This is a genomic window from Thermalbibacter longus (genome assembly GCF_023806485.1).
Classification (GTDB): Bacteria; Chloroflexota; Chloroflexia; order Thermomicrobiales; family Thermomicrobiaceae; genus Thermalbibacter; species Thermalbibacter longus.
On record NZ_JAMSLR010000004.1, the window covers coordinates 134,701 to 151,775 of the forward strand.

The 17,075-nt window shown below is 66.6% G+C and carries 21 protein-coding genes; 8 read left to right on the forward strand and 13 right to left on the reverse strand.

Annotated elements, in window-relative coordinates; genetic code table 11:
• Positions 1–326: 326 nt before the first annotated feature.
• Both NET02_RS07345 and NET02_RS07350 read right to left on the reverse strand, forming a co-directional pair.
• Positions 327–968, reverse strand: coding sequence for a cysteine dioxygenase family protein (locus tag NET02_RS07345; protein WP_284056736.1), 642 nt, complete (start codon positions 966–968; stop codon positions 327–329).
• 121 nt (positions 969–1,089) lie between these two features.
• Entirely contained in the window at positions 1,090–1,317 is a 228-nt protein-coding gene (locus tag NET02_RS07350) for a hypothetical protein (protein ID WP_284056737.1), read from the reverse strand.
• A gap of 579 nt (positions 1,318–1,896) precedes the next feature.
• Between NET02_RS07350 and NET02_RS07355 the strand changes: the two genes are divergently transcribed.
• The 3 genes from NET02_RS07355 to NET02_RS07365 all read left to right on the forward strand — a co-directional run bounded on the left by NET02_RS07355 (position 1,897) and on the right by NET02_RS07365 (position 4,038).
• On the forward strand, positions 1,897–2,850 hold the full coding sequence (locus NET02_RS07355) for an acetylxylan esterase (protein WP_284056738.1): 954 nt from the start codon (positions 1,897–1,899) through the stop codon (positions 2,848–2,850).
• Between the two features lie 104 nt (positions 2,851–2,954).
• Positions 2,955–3,899 carry an acetylxylan esterase gene (locus tag NET02_RS07360; protein ID WP_284056739.1) on the forward strand — a complete coding sequence of 315 codons (945 nt, stop codon included), beginning with the start codon at positions 2,955–2,957 and terminating at the stop codon, positions 3,897–3,899.
• Positions 3,880–4,038, forward strand: coding sequence for a hypothetical protein (locus NET02_RS07365; protein ID WP_284056740.1), 159 nt, complete (start codon positions 3,880–3,882; stop codon positions 4,036–4,038). The genes NET02_RS07360 and NET02_RS07365 overlap by 20 nt, the downstream gene beginning before the upstream one ends.
• An 89-nt stretch (positions 4,039–4,127) precedes the next feature.
• Here NET02_RS07365 and NET02_RS07370 read toward each other — a convergent pair whose 3' ends face one another.
• The 7 genes from NET02_RS07370 to NET02_RS07400 all read right to left on the reverse strand — a co-directional run bounded on the left by NET02_RS07370 (position 4,128) and on the right by NET02_RS07400 (position 6,878).
• The gene (locus NET02_RS07370; protein ID WP_347711021.1) at positions 4,128–4,442 is read right to left on the reverse strand and encodes an SPW repeat protein; all 315 of its coding nucleotides are present in this window, start codon (positions 4,440–4,442) and stop codon (positions 4,128–4,130) included.
• A gap of 84 nt (positions 4,443–4,526) precedes the next feature.
• Complete coding sequence (locus tag NET02_RS07375; RefSeq protein WP_284056741.1) at positions 4,527–4,730, reverse strand: hypothetical protein; 204 nt, start codon at positions 4,728–4,730, stop codon at positions 4,527–4,529.
• Positions 4,727–4,894, reverse strand: a complete 168-nt coding sequence (locus NET02_RS07380) for a hypothetical protein (protein ID WP_284056742.1) — start codon at positions 4,892–4,894, stop codon at positions 4,727–4,729. The genes NET02_RS07375 and NET02_RS07380 overlap by 4 nt, the downstream gene beginning before the upstream one ends.
• Before the next feature lie 76 nt (positions 4,895–4,970).
• Positions 4,971–5,546, reverse strand: coding sequence for a TetR/AcrR family transcriptional regulator (locus tag NET02_RS07385; protein ID WP_284056743.1), 576 nt, complete (start codon positions 5,544–5,546; stop codon positions 4,971–4,973).
• Between the two features lie 213 nt (positions 5,547–5,759).
• On the reverse strand, positions 5,760–6,425 hold the full coding sequence (locus NET02_RS07390) for an MFS transporter (protein ID WP_284056744.1): 666 nt from the start codon (positions 6,423–6,425) through the stop codon (positions 5,760–5,762).
• A 6-nt stretch (positions 6,426–6,431) separates the two neighbouring features.
• The gene (locus NET02_RS07395; RefSeq protein WP_284056745.1) at positions 6,432–6,683 is read right to left on the reverse strand and encodes a hypothetical protein; all 252 of its coding nucleotides are present in this window, start codon (positions 6,681–6,683) and stop codon (positions 6,432–6,434) included.
• Between the two features lie 3 nt (positions 6,684–6,686).
• Entirely contained in the window at positions 6,687–6,878 is a 192-nt protein-coding gene (locus NET02_RS07400) for a hypothetical protein (protein WP_284056746.1), read from the reverse strand.
• Positions 6,879–7,136: 258 nt separating this feature from the next.
• On the opposite strand from NET02_RS07400, the gene NET02_RS07405 reads away from it, so the two are divergent.
• Complete coding sequence (locus NET02_RS07405; RefSeq protein ID WP_284056747.1) at positions 7,137–8,072, forward strand: LLM class flavin-dependent oxidoreductase; 936 nt, start codon at positions 7,137–7,139, stop codon at positions 8,070–8,072.
• A gap of 680 nt (positions 8,073–8,752) precedes the next feature.
• The gene (locus NET02_RS07410; protein ID WP_284056748.1) at positions 8,753–10,615 is read left to right on the forward strand and encodes a peptide ABC transporter substrate-binding protein; all 1,863 of its coding nucleotides are present in this window, start codon (positions 8,753–8,755) and stop codon (positions 10,613–10,615) included.
• A gap of 235 nt (positions 10,616–10,850) precedes the next feature.
• Here NET02_RS07410 and NET02_RS07415 read toward each other — a convergent pair whose 3' ends face one another.
• The 3 genes from NET02_RS07415 to NET02_RS07425 all read right to left on the reverse strand — a co-directional run bounded on the left by NET02_RS07415 (position 10,851) and on the right by NET02_RS07425 (position 13,024).
• The gene (locus NET02_RS07415; RefSeq protein WP_284056749.1) at positions 10,851–11,141 is read right to left on the reverse strand and encodes an antibiotic biosynthesis monooxygenase family protein; all 291 of its coding nucleotides are present in this window, start codon (positions 11,139–11,141) and stop codon (positions 10,851–10,853) included.
• Between the two features lie 242 nt (positions 11,142–11,383).
• The gene (gene rfbD, locus NET02_RS07420; protein WP_284056750.1) at positions 11,384–12,247 is read right to left on the reverse strand and encodes a dTDP-4-dehydrorhamnose reductase; all 864 of its coding nucleotides are present in this window, start codon (positions 12,245–12,247) and stop codon (positions 11,384–11,386) included.
• 303 nt (positions 12,248–12,550) lie between these two features.
• Complete coding sequence (locus tag NET02_RS07425; RefSeq protein WP_284056751.1) at positions 12,551–13,024, reverse strand: YggT family protein; 474 nt, start codon at positions 13,022–13,024, stop codon at positions 12,551–12,553.
• A gap of 284 nt (positions 13,025–13,308) precedes the next feature.
• Between NET02_RS07425 and NET02_RS07430 the strand changes: the two genes are divergently transcribed.
• From NET02_RS07430 to ada, 3 genes are all read left to right on the forward strand, one after another.
• Positions 13,309–13,704, forward strand: a complete 396-nt coding sequence (locus NET02_RS07430; protein ID WP_347711015.1) for an arsenate reductase family protein — start codon at positions 13,309–13,311, stop codon at positions 13,702–13,704.
• A gap of 113 nt (positions 13,705–13,817) precedes the next feature.
• Positions 13,818–14,687, forward strand: coding sequence for a deoxyribonuclease IV (locus NET02_RS07435; RefSeq protein WP_430981074.1), 870 nt, complete (start codon positions 13,818–13,820; stop codon positions 14,685–14,687).
• A 111-nt stretch (positions 14,688–14,798) separates the two neighbouring features.
• On the forward strand, positions 14,799–16,031 hold the full coding sequence (ada, locus tag NET02_RS07440; RefSeq protein ID WP_284056753.1) for a bifunctional DNA-binding transcriptional regulator/O6-methylguanine-DNA methyltransferase Ada: 1,233 nt from the start codon (positions 14,799–14,801) through the stop codon (positions 16,029–16,031).
• Here ada and NET02_RS07445 read toward each other — a convergent pair.
• On the reverse strand, positions 16,008–17,042 hold the full coding sequence (locus NET02_RS07445; protein ID WP_284056754.1) for a dimethylarginine dimethylaminohydrolase family protein: 1,035 nt from the start codon (positions 17,040–17,042) through the stop codon (positions 16,008–16,010). The genes ada and NET02_RS07445 overlap by 24 nt on opposite strands.
• Positions 17,043–17,075: the final 33 nt, after the last annotated feature.

A 17,075-nucleotide genomic window follows, 5' to 3' on the forward strand; every position in this document is an offset into this window, starting at 1 on the left:
GAGCAAAACTCAATAACCGGTGGGTCAACCGCTTCCGGCCGAGGACTGCCACCTGACCCCGCCGTCGGGTCAGGCCCGGCATCACCTCTGAATAACCTCTCAGGTGATCCGCTTCGGGATCGCCTCCTCTCATGACCCACACCCGGTCCGGTCGGATCGGCCACGGTCGGATTGGGCTGACCTCTGTGCGGTTGACCCGGCGTCGTGATGGGGACGCGTTCGGTGGTCCCCATCATTCTTTCCAGTGACGGCGAGGGCCTCGGGATAGTCCCCGGGGCCCTCGCTCTCTTCATCCCCGTTGGATCTCGCTGGCGGATACGGGACGATCAACGGTCCTCGGGTGGGCAGGGCGCGTTGCTGTAGCCGGAGCGAAATGGGGAGCTGACCCCGCGCTCTGGCTCGAAACGGTGTCGCACAATACAGCCGATGTCGCCGCCCAACAGGTGGATCGACACGGAGGGCTCCGCGGATACGGTCGTCACCCGGTGGATATCGTCCTGGGGCGGTAGCAGCGGGTAGAACTCTCCGGGCCGGATCGTTCGCACGGTGGCCAGCCGCAGCCGCACCGTTCCGGCGTCCGGATCGCCCTCGACTAGCTCGTACACCTCTTCCCGCTGCTCTCCCCGGTAGAGTCCTACCAGGCCCCAGGCCAGATGGTCGTGCACCGGCGTGCTCGCCCCAGGCGGCACGACCAGCGAGAAGAGGCTGAGGGAGCGGTCGCCGGCTCGGAACAGCAAGTACTGGCCGATGCCGCTTCCCATGCCGCTGGTCGTGTCCGGCTGCATGAACCTCTCCGGCAGCCAGCCCTCGCTCTGGAGCAGGCGCGAGAAAGCCGGCTTCAAGCGCTCGACCCGGCGAGCCGGATCGGCCTCCTGGGCGATTGTCTTGCGTACCTCAGCGATGAAGGTTCGGAGATCGTACGTCTCGACCAGATACTCATCGTTCGGGTGGCTGACGAACCAGACCATGACCTTCACTCCTCGGATCGCGCGGAGTCATCGGCAGCATCTTACTACGTGAGTTGCAGAGAAATGGGGCCGTCAGCGACGGCCCCGGGTACAGGGAGGGAGGGAGAAGTGTTCGAGTGAATCAGTTCAGCCAGCGCCCACCGTGCGCGAGGGTCGTTAGCTGGCGGCGCAGCAGGCGGGACACCTGGTGTCCTGAACGATCGAGCTGCACGTTCCCCGCTTTCGGCGCTTGCAGGGGAACGGTCACCTGCCGAATAAGTCCGAGTCGCGCGAGCCGGAGGTCGACGCGGTGGCAGCGTGCAGCCCGACAGCGAGTGATCCGGTCGAGGCGTTGCGCTGTGCGTGACATCGTGCCTCCGTCCTGCTTGTACGTACACCGTGCCCTCATTGTACGTACACGCAGTGCGGTTGTCAAGTACCCAGAGGTACCGATTTCCGACCGGTTGCGGGATCGCAGTGGCGTCGTGCGTCTCGCGTCTCCACGGGGTGCTAGGGATCGCTCGGCGACACGAGAGCGACGCGCCGGAGGCTGTTCGGTCGCGGGTATGGTAGTATCGCGCGACGGAAGAGAAGAGCGAAGCGATGGTCTGGCGCGTGGTCGAGCAGCATACCGACCGGCCTAAGACCAGGCGTTGTCGCGGGCGCCCCGCTCCATCTTATCCGAGGCGGACTGCCTGGCGCATGCGACAACCGACCACGCGCGGGCAGGCAAGCGGAACGGTGACGTCCCGTGCGTCGTGGACGCCACGGGGAGACGGGCTACTGGACTCACGGGTGCCGGATGGGCGGCTGCGTCCGCTCGCTCGTTATGCCGGCACCGCGCGTGCCCGGTAAGTAAGCGAGCAGGGCATCCACCGGTCGAGAACCGAAGAGCAGCACCCAGGCCTGCTCTAGCAGCACCGGGGAGTGGAGCGAAGGAGGGGGAGTGATGCAGCGGAGGCGCGGACCGGCCGACCAGTACGGTACCAGCACCGTGCGGCCACCGGACTTCGACCAGTTCTGGGCCGAGGTCATGGCCCAGGCGAGCGAGATCCCGCTCTATCCATCGCTCGAACATGTGCCGATGCGCTCGACCGAGCAGGTAGACGTCTACGAGATCGGCTACGATAGCCTCGATGGGCTCCGCATCGCCGGCTGGTACTGCGTACCGAAGGAGAGCTACATCCCGCCGCCCTATCCTGGCCTGTTGATCGTGCCCGGCTACATCTCGGAGCCGACCTTGCCCAAGAGCTGGGCACGGCTCGGTTACGCCGCCGTCGGGGTGGCTCCGCGCGGCAAGCTGCGCTCTAACCGCCACTTCAACCCTGGCTATCCTGGGCTGCTCGTGCACAACATCGTCGACCGCCACACCTACGCCTACCGTGGCTTCTACATCGACGCTTGCCGGGCGGTCGACTTCCTGCTCAGCCGGCCTGAGGTCGACCACAGCCGCATCGGCGTCCATGGCTCCAGCCAAGGCGGCGCGCTGACGGTCGTCACGGCGGCGCTACGAGCCGACGTCATCGCCTGTGGCGCGGCCGGTGCCCCCTTCCTCTGCGGCTTCCTCGACGCGATCGAGTTGACCCACTCCTACCCGTACGAGGAGATCTCGGAGTACCTGCGTCGCCATCCGGAGCGCGAGCCGCTGGTCCGCGAGACGCTGATGTACTTCGACGTCATCAACTTCGCGCCGATGGTCCGCTGCCCGATGCTGGTCTACATCGGCCTGGCCGACGACGTCTGCCCGCCGGAGACCGGCTACGCGCTCTACCACGTGCTGTCCTGTCCCAAGGAGCTGCTCGCCTACCCGCGCTGCGCCCACGACGCCGGCAGCTACTGGGCCATGCCCAAGGTAAAGGCATTCCTGGCCGAACACCTCGAGCCGGCCGGCTTGCCGGGGTGATCGCGTTCACAGCCGTCAGCGCTCGATCGATCCGCTGCCGGTTTGCGGGAATGGGAGAGCAGGGCGAAGCTGAGCCACGATCCAGGGAAGGGAGCACGGCGGCGATGGTGGAAAGCGTTCGACCGGCCGACTTCGCAGCCTACTGGGCGGCAGTGGACGATGAGCTGGCCCGCTATCCGGCTGCGCCGGAGATCGAGGAGCTGCCGCGTCACTCCACTGGATTCAGCACCGTCTACGCGCTGAAATTGACGAGCATCGGGCCATACCGCATCTTTGGCTACTACTGCGTGCCGCGTGGGGAGGGGCCCTTCCCAGGGCTGCTCTACACCCCGCGCTACGGAAGCGTCAACCACGTCCCATCGTACGAAGACCGCGAGCGCTATGCGGTGCTCCAGATCATGCATCGGGGCCAGCGGCTGGCCGATCAGCCCTTTGCAGCGGCCTACCCCGGGCTGCTGACCCACAACATCGATGATCCCGGCCGCTACATCTACCGCGGGATCGTGGCCGACTGCGTCCGCGGGCTCGAGTTCCTGCTCTCGCGGCCAGAGGTGGATCGGCAGCGCATCGGGGTGGTCGGCGACGATCTCGCGCTGCTCGTCGCCGCGCGCCGGCCGGCAGTGACGGCGGTGCAGGCGAGCAACCTGTTGCTCTACCGCCTCTTGGAGGCTGCGGAGCGGACCGACGAGTACCCGGTAGAGGAGATCAACGACTATCTCCGTGCCTATCCCGAGCGGCGCGAAGCGGTGGCGCGCGCGCTGGCCTACGTCGACCCGCTGCACCACGCGCCAGATATCCGCGCGACCACGCTGCTGTGTGTCGGCGATCCAGGCGCGCTCGGCGGCACCGAGTGGCTGGCGCCGCTGCGGGCGGCTCTCGGCGGGCCGGTCGAGGAGTACCGGCTGACGCACGAGGGCGGGGTCGACCGGGACTGGCTGGATGCCTGGCTGGCCCGGCGGCTGGGGGCCGAGCCTCGGCCGCTCATGTGGGAGATCGGGGGTGAGGGCCAGCGGGGGAGGGCGTTTCGGCATGATCTTCAACACACCTGAGCGGGTGGCGACGCTGACGCGCCGGTACCAGGGCGAGCGATTCCCCGACGGCCGGCCGCACGTGCCGGGCGACCTGCTCGAGCGGATGTGGCTGGTCACGACGAAGGAGGCGTGGGCCGTGTTGAGGAGGGGACGGTGAAGAACGAGTGCTCTCGCAGCAAATGCCCAACCGGCTGCAGGGCATACAGCCGGCCAGGCATGGGAGATGGGGGTGGTCCACTGGAACGTTCAGGCTGTTGTGCTTACCCTTCTGACGTCGAAGATGGCCCAGAGAGCCAGGCCAGCGACCAGTACGCGCACGATCCAGGCGTTCCAGGCGGCCTCAGCCAGATCCGTGAAGCCGAGAAGCCATGGCGCGACGAAGAGCCACGCAGCGAGCACGACGTTGATTCTCTCAGCAAGCTGTGACGTCGGGGCGGCAAGGGCCCAGAGGGCCACTACTGCCACGCCGAGTCCTACCAGCCATGCGTTCCAGGCGTTCGACGAGTCGTCTGTCGTTCCCAGGATCCACGGCGATAGGAACAGCCATACCCCGAGAATCAGATTGCCCCAGCCTTACCAACGGCGCCATGCCCTGAGGGTAACCATGGTTCTTACCTCCAGTCTCGGGCTGCCTTGCTTCTCGCCCTAGTGCCTACCGGCCATCGGGGAAGGTGAGACCGCCGATGGGCCTTTCTCTCGGCCGGCTTCTCGCAGTAGCGCCGTGCCCACGCCGATAGGCACCAGCGAGAGCAGGGTGATGAGCGAGCCGACGAAGTAGCCGGCTGCCTGGATGTAGCCACCGACTTGCGCGAACAGTGGCCCGAACAGCGTGACCCATCCCCTTATCATTGGCGCTCTGCCTCCGGCGGCAGCGTAGCCGGGTTCACGCTCGCAGGATAGTCCGCGAGCCAATTCCCCCAGCTCGGCACCACCAGGAGCACGGTAATCCCGGCGGCGAGGAGGATGAGCCCATACGTAAGTGCAACGAAGCCTGGCGCGCGTCCGAACCTCATCTCGGTACCTCCTTGATCGCTGCCAGCCGATCCAGTCGGCTGTGTCCTCAGAGACCGCGCGCGAAGTGCCGACCAGTCACTGTCGCCTCCCTTCCAAGAAGCCGTCCACGTGCGCCTCGAGATCGAGCGTGATGCTCACGCTGAAGACGCCAGTCAGGAAGAAGCGGGCCACCAGCGGCCCGATGAAGGCGACCGCCAGTTGCTCGGGCGTCTCGGCACGGCGGAGAGCGCCTCGCTCCTGGTAGCTTCGGAACAGGCTGAAGACCTGGCTCATGACGCCAAGCAGCCCGGACGGTGGCTCGGGATGGAGATCGGGCCAGCGAATGAGCTCAGGCATGAGCCGCAGGATGAAGCCCCGATGGGACTCCACAAACTCGTGATACGCGGTCGCCAGGGCCAGCAGGTCGCCTCGCAGATCCCCCGACGGAACCGGGATGGCGATGTGCGGGGACAAGGCGCGTATGGCAGCCTGGAACAAGGCGAGCTTGGTCGGAAAGCGCCGGAAGAGCGTCACCTCGCTTACGCCCGCGCGCTCGGCGATCGCTCGCGTGGTGGCGCCGTCGTAGCCGCGTTCGACCAGCAGCTCCAACGCGGCTGCACACAAGCGCGCCTCCATCGGGTCATCGATTGCGAGCCGGAATGGGATTGTCATCGTACCTCGTCCCTCTCATCGGTGAAGTAAGTACTTACTTACATTATACGGCCGTTCGGCTGCGTGTCAAGCGGTGCTCCGAACCGGGATGGCTGGGCAGCGCAGGCTCTCGCGTGCCGGCTGGGCGAGCTTCCTCGAGCTCTGGTCCTTCCATGCAGATCCAGATGCGACGGGCAGCGGTCTGTATGAGTGTTACTCCAAGGGGTATCAGGCTCAGCGCCGGCTTTGCGGCAGGAGCAGCAACGCCAGGATGGGCGCCAGGGACAACAAGCCCAACCCGGCAGTGATTCCCAACCATCCGGCGGCAAAGCCGATCAGCGGCGGTACACCGACGTTCACCGGCGTACCGAGCACGACAGAGAGCGCCTGCACCATGCCCGACCGCCCCGGTAGCATCCGGTATGCCTCGCCCTTCGCGACCGGGTACCAGCTCGCGGCGCTGAAGCCGACCACGAACAGCGCTGCGGCCGCCCCCCAACCCGAGTGAGCTGCCAGCAGCCCCAGCAGGCCGGCTAGCGTCGCGAGCGATGCCCAGCGGAGAAGGCGCGCCGGGTCGACGCGTGAGACCAGCCGGTCGAGCACCAGCAGCCCGAGCATGCTCCCCGCCAGGCCCGCTCCCAGCGCCAGGCTGACCGCGGCCGGCGCCAGTCCCACCGCGTCGCGCAGGTAGAGACCGGCGAAGCTCAGGAAGATCTCGTCGAGCAGCGAGGCCAGCAGTGCCACTGCCAGCCAGCGGAGCAGCAGGGGCTTCCCCAGCGCAGCCCTCAGGTTGCCCCGTACCTCTTGCCAGGGAGTTCGGGAGGTAGCACCAGGTGCACGCTCCACTCGCGGGAAGCGCTGGTGCCAGAGCAGTGCAGCGAGGCCGAGCCACAGGGCCATCGCCAGTCAGAACAACGGCCTCCAGCCGAGGCCGGCTGCAAGCACAGACGCAACGACCACTGGCCCCAGCAAGTCACCGATCGCGGCGCTGATCGTCCAGCGGGTCATCGTCCGAGCGGTGTCCTCGGGATAGATATCGACCAGTGTGGCTTGTGCCAGACCGACTGCCGCGCCGCCCGCTGGGTAGATGACCGCCATCGCCAGAAAGAGCAAGCCAGGCCCGGGTGCCAGCGCGATTAACCCGAAGCCGAATGCCAATAACTATGTCCCGGCGAGGACGGGCAAGCGCTTAGAGCGCCGGTCGCTCAATACGCTGATCAGGGGCTCCAGGACCAGCGAGGAGAGCTCGCCGACGGTGAACAACAGGCCCGCCTGAACGTAGCTCAGCCCCAGCTCGTCTCGGATAAGCGGCAGCGCCAGCACCGGGAACCCGGTCGCCAGCTCATCGAGCAAGGGAGCGCTGAGCAGGATCAGTCGGAGAGACCGTTAGGTGTGGCTGCTCACGATATCCCCCTAAGCATCGACCATAACCCCCCCGAAAGCGCGCTCGAGCACCTGGCTGCCGCCGGGCTAGGCCTCGCTCGAGCAAGCGCTTCCCGATTCGAACGCGCGACAAGTATAGTCTCCCAGCGCCTTGCTCACCATGGATTGGGCAGCGACAATGCCGCCCAGATATCCAGGCAGCTCGCTTCGGAGCGTGGGGAGTCCCTGATGGAGACGATACCGCAGCGGCCACTAAAGGTCGGGATTCTCTTGCCGGTCGCCGAGTACCGATTCGCTGGGCGAACGCCCCGCTGGAGCGACCTCCTGGCGATAGCGCGGGTGGCAGAGGATGCGGGGTTCGACTCGCTCTGGGTCGTGGATCACCTGCTCGTACGGGCCCCGGGCCAGCCTCCGGAAGGAGTGTGGGAGTGCTGGTCGCTCGTCTCGGCGCTGGCCGCCAGCACCCGCCGGATTCAGATCGGCACGCTGGTGACCTGCACGAGCTGGCGCAACCCGGCGCTGCTGGCCAAGATGGCCGAGACGGTGGACGAGATCAGTGACGGCCGTCTGATCGTAGGGGTGGGAGCCGGGAACACCGAAGACGAGTTTCGTACCTTCGGCTTTCCCTGGGAAGCGCGGGTGAGCCGGTTCGCCGAAGCGATCCATATCCTCCACGCGTTGCTGCGCCAGGGGCGCGTCGACTTCGAGGGGCGGTATTACCAGATGCGCGCCTGCGAGCTTCGCCCGCACGGGCCGAGGCCCAGCGGTCCGCCGGTTCTGGTCGGTGGTTACGGCCAGCGCATGCTCGAGCTCGCTGCCCGGTACGCTGATCTGTGGAATACCTACTACTCCCACACGGGGAACCGGGCGAGCGGTCTCGCACCGCTCCTGGCCGCCGTCGATGCTGCCTGTGCTGCCGTAGGGCGAGACCCTGGAACGCTGAGCCGAACGGCCTCAGTGCTGGTAGGCCTACCCGGGCACGGCCCGATCTGCGGGGTGGCGGCGCCACCGCTTACGGGCTCGGCGGAGGAACTGGCAGAGGAGTTCCGTGCCTACGCGCGGGCGGGGATCTCGCACTTGCAGCTCCGGATCGAACCCAACACTCCAGCCGGGATCGAGCAGATAGCGCCAGCGTTGGCGCTGCTGGATCGAGCCGACGGATGACCGGCGCCGGAGCAGCAGGCTGTCATCGAGAAGAGGGCCGGGCAGGCTCGGCACGAGCAGGAGACTGGGACCTACTGCCAGTTCTAGCAGGGGCCGGTCGTTTCGGATGCGCTGAGGGCCACAACCGGAGTCACGGGCCGGTCGAGGCCAAGCGGTTCGCCGATACGGCGGGCGGTTTCAGGCTGTGGTGATGCCTGTTGGCGAAGAACCGGAAGGGGCATAGTCGAGCGCCGGCGGCGCCGGGTACGATCCGCGGAGAGCCCGACCCGAAGGTTTCGCGGCGATTCTTGTCTCAGCATTCGGTACCTCCTTCGGGTTAGATCACCTCTGGCCCGGCCGGCGCGGGGCCTGGCTCCTCGTGGAGTCTCGTTAGAGATTATGTTCATCATAGCAGACACAGCGCCGGAAGTGTATCCTGGAAGATCAATTAGACGAGCATGCCCGAGGTCGATTGGATCGCCGGGCACAACCAGATAGACGTGGAAATGCGCTCGATTCGCGCGCTCCACACTCGCAGGCATTTCTGGAACGGCTTGCGAAGCGGGGCCGATTCGAGTAGTCTATCGCTGATTACACGGGTCGAAAGGGTGGCACGAAGGGAGGGTATCAGGGAAACGCCGGCTAGGTGTCCTCGCGTGAGGCAGTGAGCGCTGGTTCACCGTTGAGGAGGGAGATCGTTCATGGCGCAGGATACGCTGGATCAGCTCCGCATGGATGTGCTGGAAGGCCGGGTTTCCCGGCGAGCTCTGCTCAAACGGGCGGCTGCGCTCGGTCTGACGGCGCCCGTTGTGGCCTCGCTACTGGCCGCCTGCCAGCGCGAGGAGGCGACCCCGGAGGCGACGCAGGCGCCAGCCCCCGGAACGACGCCGGCAGCGCCGGCTGCGACACCAACGGAAGCGGCTGAGGAGACGCCGTCCGGCGAAGCGGCCCAGCGCGGCGGCGGTGGCTTGCTCCGCCTGCTCTGGTGGCAGGCGCCGACGATCCTCAACCCGCATCTCGCTCAGGGAACGAAGGACTTCGATGCCTCGAGCGTCGTGCTGGAGGCGCTGGCCTACTTCGACTCCGACGGCAACCTCATCCCGCGCCTGGCGGCGGAAATCCCCGAGCCCTCACCCGACGGCCTGAGCGTGACCTGGAAGCTGCGCCAGGACGTTAAGTGGCACGACGGCACGCCCTTCACGGCCAAGGACGTGAAGTTCACCTACGACTACATCATCAACGAGGCCACGACCGCCACCACCTACGGCTCCTACGAGCCGATCGAGAGTGTCGAGGTGGTCGACGACTATACCGTCACGGTTACGTTCAAGGAGCCGAACCCAGCGTGGTTCGTGCCGTTCTGCGGCAGCTTCGGCGGCCAGATCCTGCCGGAGCATATCCTGAAGGACTTCGTCGGTGAGCAGGCTCGCAACGCGCCGTTCAACCTCAATCCGGTCGGTACCGGACCCTTCAAGGTACGGGAGTTCCGGCCCGGTGACGTCGTGCTCTATGACCTCAACCCGGACTACTACATCCCCGGGAAGCCGTTCTTCGACGAGATCGAGCTGAAGGGCGGCGGCGACGCCACCAGCGCGGCCCGAGCGGTGCTGCAGACCGGCGAGGTCGACTATGCCTGGAACCTTCAGGTCGAGGCGCAGGTGCTTCAGCAGCTCGAGCAGGCCGGCAACGGCAAGCTGGTGATTGTGCCCGGCGCGAGCGCAGAGCGTATCATGGTTAACTTCGCCGACCCCAACACCGAAGTGAACGGCGCGCGCAGCGAGCCGACGACCCAGCACCCGCTCTTCAAGGAGCTGAAGATTCGCCAGGCGCTGGCACTGGCGATCCAGCGCGACGTAATCGCAGAGCAGCTCTACGGCCCGGCCGGCGACGCTACCGCCAACAACCTCAATGCCCCGGAGAAGTACAAGCACCCGGATCTGAGCTGGGAGTTCAACCTCGAGAAGGCAGCAGCGCTGCTGGACGAGGTGGGAGCAGTGGATTCCGACGGGGACGGGGTGCGCGAGTTCAACGGCGTGCCGTTCAACATCCGCTACCAGACCTCGATCAACCCGGTGCGCCAGAAGACGCAGGAGATCGTCAAGAACGCGCTCGAGCAGATCGGGTTCCGGGTCGAGCTCAAGAGCGTCGACGCGGCGGTGTTCTTCTCGTCCGATCCAGGTAACCCTGACACCTACGGGCACTTCTATACCGACATCGAGATGTACACCAACGGGCCGGGCAACCCGTACCCGGTCGACTGGGCTCGACGCTATCACTCCGAGCGGATCGCCCAGCAATCGAACAACTGGGCGGGGGAGAACATTACCCGGTACAAGAACCCGGAGATGGATAAGGTGATCGACCAGCTCCAGACTGAGCTGGATCCAGATAAGCAGACCGAGCTGTTCCGGCAGGTCAACTGGATCAGCGTTACCGACGTGGTCGAGATCCCGATCGTCCACCGGGCCGATGTCGGAGCACGGGTCAACGCGCTGGCGGGCCTCAACCCCTCGACTTGGGAGTCCGATCTGTACGATATCGGCGCCTGGAAGCGCGAGGGGTAGGCGGTCACGAACCGCCCACCCGAGGCGCGAGACCTGTCGCTGCGCGGAGAGCAAGCTCCACAGTGCGCATAGCCGGGGGCGGGTAACCCGCCCCCGGCCTGCATCTTCGTTCGCTGGCCGGCGAGCGCTGCAATCTTCCCCGATCCGAAGCGATCGGCACAGCGCGGCGTGCGCACCATCGTCAGGCACCTCTCACCCCTGGCACGCGCGATGGCTCGCCGGCGTCCGGTGCCGGCTAGAACTGGCCTGTCACCTCGTAGGTCTCGATGACCGGTTGTTGCGTGGCACCCAGCGCCTGGATCACTCTGTCGCGGAGTGGCGAGATGGCTGTCGAGCTGGCCTCCATAACCTCTTCTGACTCCCAGAACGTGATCGTCATCGCCTTCCCGGTCTTGTGGTCGAAGAGAAAATATGCGCCCTCGAAGCCGTCGATCTCTTCGAGGCGATCGCGAGCCTCCTCGAATCGCTTAGCCGGCTGCTCAGCCTGCCCAGGCCTGCCCTGGTAGGTCGTGACGCGCGCGAACATCGCTTCCTCCTTTGTCGGGGCTGACCGCGTCGAGGTGCCGTCGCTACAGTATGAAGGGTTCTGCCCCGACGAGGAAGGTCACTCCCTGGCCAGATGGTAGCCACTTGGTGCTCACGGCCCCCGGTCGTTCTGGTGTGACAGCGCCTGGCGGCCCGGGGGGCATGACCCGAGCCAGCGAGGCTACGCTCCGAGCCTTCGACCAGATTCCATGCTCGGCTGTCACGACTCGACGGAGCGAGCGCTCAAGCGGTACCTGGTGGCTCTGGCAGTCGCGCCCGGCGATCGAGGTTGCGCTTCAGGGCGTCCTGCCAGGGCCGTAAGGTGATGCCCAGCGCGGGCGCGGCGAGGCTGGCCAGGACGCCGTTCCGTGGCGGGCGCGCCAGGCGGGTGTAGGCGCTGGCTGGGATCGGCTCGACCGGTGTCGACAGCCCCGCCAGCCTGAGCGTCTCGCACGCCCAGTCGAACCAGGAAGCCTGCCCGTCATTCACCAGGTGATAGGTGCCGTAGGCGGGGTACCGAACGAGACGCCAGATCGCCTCAGCGAGGTCAGCCGCATAGGTCGGGTTTCCGAACTGATCGGCGACGACCCTGAGTACCGGGCGCTCGCAGGCGAGACGGAGCATAGTGTTGACGAAGTTGCGACCGGTCTCGTCGTAGAGCATCGCCGTGCGGACGATGTAGTGCCGGGGGAACAGCGCCCGCACGATCTCCTCGCCGGCGAGCTTGGTTTGCCCGTAGATGCTGATCGGGTTCGGCCGGGCGAACTCGTGGTACGGCTCCTCGGCTTCGCCGTCGAACACGTAGTTGGTGGAGATATAGACCAGCCGGGCCCCGGCCTCTACCGCCGCCGCGGCGACGTGCTGGGTACCGAGCGCGTTGACCTGCCAGGCGCGTCGCGGGTCCCGCTCACAGCCGTCGACATCGGTCATGGCCGCGCAGTGGACGATCAGATCCGGCCGGTGCGTCTCGACAGCCGCGCGCACCGCCGCTGGATCCGTGACGTCGCACGCGTGCGAGCCGAGGGCAATGACCTGTATGCCGGCAGGCGCGAGCCGGGCGAGTGCCCGTCCCAATTGCCCTGTTCCACCAGTTATCAAGGTGCGCATCTGCGTTGCCCCACCCTCCCATTCCGACCCCGTGGCCGGCACCTGGAGGCCGCTTGTGATCTTGCCGAATGGGGATGGGCAGAGCAAGAGCCTCGATCGGCTGTAGGGAAGGTGGCGCGTCTCGCCCAGCATCGCCTCCGTGGCTGCCGGGGTCCAGCCACCTGAATTCTGGCCCAGTATTCCCTTGAGTCCGCGAGCGGCTGGTGCCCGGCAGAGAGCGGGGCTACCGAGCCAAGGCAGCCCCGCTCGTGTGGCGTATGTCCAGCCGGCTCGCGAGGTATCAGCCCCTTGCTCCAGCGATCGCTAGACCTCGTCCTGCCGCGTCACGGTGCGATCCACGCGCGAGACGCTCCGGGCCGAAGACCGGGCGAAGAGCACCCACAGGAGACGTACGATGGCCCAGGCCGCCAGCGCGTAGACGATCATGGCGATAATCGCCGCCACGTCCAGCTCGACGGACCCACTCGTGGGGTTGGCGGTAATGCCAACGAACGGAGCCACGAAGAGGTCGGTGATGTCGTAGACGATGCGTACGAAGGCGTTGCCAGGGTTCGCCGCGATCAGCTTGAGCAGAATCCGCAGGGTGATCAATCCCAGCAGAATTCCTGTGAGCGTCCAGATAAGCTGCGCGATGCGCGCTACCATCATGTTGTGCTCAGCCGCGACATCCTGCACGACGTGTTCGTAGTGCTCACGCTCCTCCCCACCCGCATACGCGGCAGGCCCCTCGCGGTACTCGCGCACGGTCTCGTGGCGCTCATGCGGTGTCTGTGCCATTGACGCTCTCCTCTTTCACTCCCAGCGGGGCCGCGTGTTCGCCCCGCTGCTCAGCCCATTGATTCGCTCGAACGTCGAATCGCCGGAAAGCTAAGCACAGGTGAGGAAATACTGTCAAGTTTCGTGTGAGCAGGGTGCCTGCGGGGCTGCTCGATGCGGACTCGAGCACGAGCACGTCCAGGGATGACGGCAAGCCTGGTAGTGGCTACACTCCGATGCTGTTGGCTGGTCCGGCAGGCTATGAGCCCTGCGCTGCGATCCAGGCTGGAGCGAAGGGAGCCGAGATGGCCCAGAGGGACAGCAACCAACTGGAGGTGGTCGAAATCTACGTGCACCCGACCTGAACAGGGTGCCGGAAGACTGAGGAGTTCCTCAGAGAGCAGAGCGTGCCCTATCGTCGTCGGGACTACTTCAGCCAGCGCTTCACACGCGAGGAGCTGGTGGAGCTGCTCCAGCGCACGGGTCTCTCGCCCCGTGACCTGCTCTCGACGCGCAGCCGGGCCTACCAGGCGCTCGGCCTGGCTGAGCGCGAGGTCAGCGAAGATGAGTTGATCGACCTGATGGTTCAGGAGCCGACACTGCTGCGTCGTCCGATCGTTCTCATCGATAACCAGGTTGTGGTCGGTTCGGACCGGAAGCGGCTCGCTGCGGCGCTCCATGGCGCGAGCAGGGTGCGCTGATCGAGAGGCCTGTTGGCAGGAAGCCGGCTACGCTGGTCGCCGCCGTTAGGGGACGGCGAGGATTGCCCTGAGTCCGCTTCCGTTCTTACCGGGCCAGGTGGGCGATAGGTGTGATGTGTAGGAGGAGTTGGGCAGTGCTGTTCGGCGCGCACATGTCGATCGCTGGCGGGTTCGACAAAGCGGTTGACCGCGCAGTCCAGGTCGGTTGCGACGCGGTGCAGATCTTTACCAAGAGCAGCAACCAGTGGAGGGCGCGTCCTATCGCGCCCGACGAGGTGGAGCGCTTCCGTGCTAGGCTCCAGGAGGCCGGCATCCGATCGGTGGTCGCGCACGACTCCTACCTTATCAACCTGGCCAGCCCGGACGACCAGCTTTGGGAGAAGTCGATCGCGGCGTTCCGCGAGGAGCTGGAGCGGTGCGAGCTGCTCGGCATCCCGTACCTGGTCACTCACCCGGGTTCCTGCGGTGAGGCCGGCGAAGAGGCCGGGATCCGCCGCGTTGCCGAGGCGCTCAACCGGCTGCACGACGACTTGCCGGGCTACCAGGTGAAGACGCTGCTCGAGGTCACGGCCGGCCAGGGTACGAGCCTGGGCTACCGCTTCGAGCAGCTCGCGGCAATTACCGAGCGCGTCCGGGAGCCGGAACGGGTGGCCTACTGCTTCGACACCTGCCACGTCTTCGCCGCTGGTTACGAGCTGCGCACGCCGGAGGGCTATGCCGCTACGATGGAGGAGTTCGACCGCGTTCTCGGGCTCGACCGGCTGCTCGTGTTCCACCTCAACGACTCCAAGCGCGACCTCGGCTCGCGCGTCGATCGCCACGAGCACATCGGCAAGGGAAAGATCGGTCTCGACGGCTTTCGCCAACTCGTGAACGACCCCCGCTTCCGCGAGCATCCCGCGCTGCTGGAGACCGAGAAGAGCCCGGATCTCCACGAAGATGTCGAGAACCTGCGCGTCTTGCGCAGCCTGGTGGCCGGATAGTATCGCCGCACAGGCAGCCACTTTTGATGCGCAACCTTCCGATAGCGCTCGCGAGGTCGCCGCGCTAGGCTTCGAGGTGTGAACGGGACGAGGCCTGAGCGAGGTGACACGATGGCGAGATCGATGCGCGCGTCCGGGACGAGTGTCCCCGCTTCCCGGGAAGCCGGCGACGGGACTGATGAAACGCGCGGTGCGGCTGAAGCCCGGGACATAACTGACCAGGCACGCCTGTGGCGCGCGGTGCTGGAGCGAGATCGCCGGTTCGACGGGCGGTTCGTCTTCGCGGTGCGCACCACTGGAATCTACTGCCGGCCTTCCTGCCCGGCGCGGCGTCCCCGGCGCGAGCATGTCTCGTTCTTTGCTCGTCCCGAGGAGGCGGAGCGCGCCGGCTTCCGGCCATGCCGTCGCTGCCACCCCAATCAGGCCAGATTACCCGAACCGAACCTGGAGCTGGTCGCGCGTGTCTGCCGGGCGCTGGAAGAATGGGATGGGGAGTTGCCCACCTTGAAGGAGCTGGCCCAGCAGTTCGCCGTCAGCCCCTTCCACCTGCATCGCCTGTTCAAGCGGATCACCGGCGTGACGCCGCGCCAGTACGCCGATGCTTGTCGGCAGGAACGTCTCCGCCGCGAGCTCCGCAGCGGCGACTCGGTGACCGGCGCGCTCTACGGCGCCGGCTACGGTGCGAGCAGCAGCTTGTACGAGGAGGTGGGCATGACCCTCGGCATGACGCCCGGGACATATCGGCGAGGCGGTGGCGGCGCCACGATCGTTTACTCGGTGGTGCCATGCCCCCTCGGCTACCTGCTGGTGGCAGCGACCGAGCGGGGGATCTGCGCCGTCCGGCTGGGCGACTCCGAGCTCGAGCTGGAGGACGCGCTCCGGCGGGAGTTCCCGGCCGGGCAGATCGAGCGCGACGAAGCCGCGCTGGGCCGCTGGGTGCGGGAGCTGCTCGACTACCTGGAGGGCAACCAGCCACATCTCGATCTGCCGCTCGACGTCCAGGCCACGGCCTTCCAGCGCCGGGTCTGGGAGGCACTGCGAGCGATCCCTCGCGGTTCCACTCGTTCCTACCGGCAAGTCGCCGAGGCCATCGGCCAGCCGTCGGCGGCGCGGGCGGTCGCGCGTGCCTGCGCGGCTAACCCGGTCGCGCTGGTCGTCCCCTGCCACCGGGTGGTGCGCGAGGATGGCGGGCTCGGCGGCTACCGCTGGGGGATCGAGCGCAAGAAGGCGCTTCTGCAGCTCGAGCGCCGGGGCAGCGCGCCCGAGCTGGGTGCGTACGACGGGTCGCGCGACCGCCCGCTGGATCACGGCCTGGCCGGGCTACGGGTCACGCACGAGCGGTAAGGTGGAGCAGTGGATCCCTCCACCGTTCTTGTGCACCTCGTCGTAGGGGATCTCGATCGTCTCGATACCGGCCCGGTGCAGGCGTTCGACCGTTCGCGGGCAGCCAGCGGCGATAATGACCCGTCCGGGACGGACGGCCAGGCAGTTGACCGCCTTCTGCTCCGTTGGCCAGACGTGAATCACCTGGATCCCGAGCTCCGTCAAGAGGTCGAGGAACCAGTACGGCAAGCGCGTGACGTTCACGATCGCCTTGTCGTAGTCGACCATGACGATGCAGCCGTCGAGGTGCAAGGAGTGGCCGGTCAGCGGCACGCGAACGAGGCGGACACCCTGTTCAGCTAGCACCTGCTCGATCTGCCGGACTCCGGCCTCGTTCTGGCGGAACGACATGCCGACGGCGGCCGTGGTTTCGTTCAGGAAGCAGAACGATCCGCCTTCGAGCAGACCCGTGCCGTGGATCGTGCGCAAGATCGGCATGCCGAGACCCGCGATGAGGCGCGTCATATAGGCTTCCTCGCCACGCCGACCATACCCCGGCCGGCTGCCGACCGGCCCCATACGACAGATGACCGCTCCCCCTTTGACGGCGATCGCCTGATCCCGAGTAAAGACCGCCTTCGGGTCGCCGGGCGGCCCGTCCACGTAGACGACCTCGACCCCTTCGCTCCGCAACGCCGCGACCAGCCCGTTGTGCTGGGCCTGCATCCGGGCGATGTCGGGTCCCTGCCGGTCGCGCCAGTACCACTGCTCGTCGTCGTCGATCAGGGCGGCGATCGTCGAGTCGTACTTGCGTGGGTCGATGACCGTCATCTCGTCGCCGGGACGGTGGACGACACAGAGACGTAGCCGTCCGACGTCGTTGTGCACGCCCCAGGTGCGTCCCCAGACGCGCTCCTGCATCTCCTGCGCTTCGAACGCCGGCTCGGCTCGCGGTGGGATGCGCTCGAGCACGACGTGGTAGTAGGCGTCGCTGTTTCGCAGCTCTTCATCCGGGGGCATCCGATCGTCCACGCGCCTCCTCCATCCCTTTGCAGCCCGTCTCGC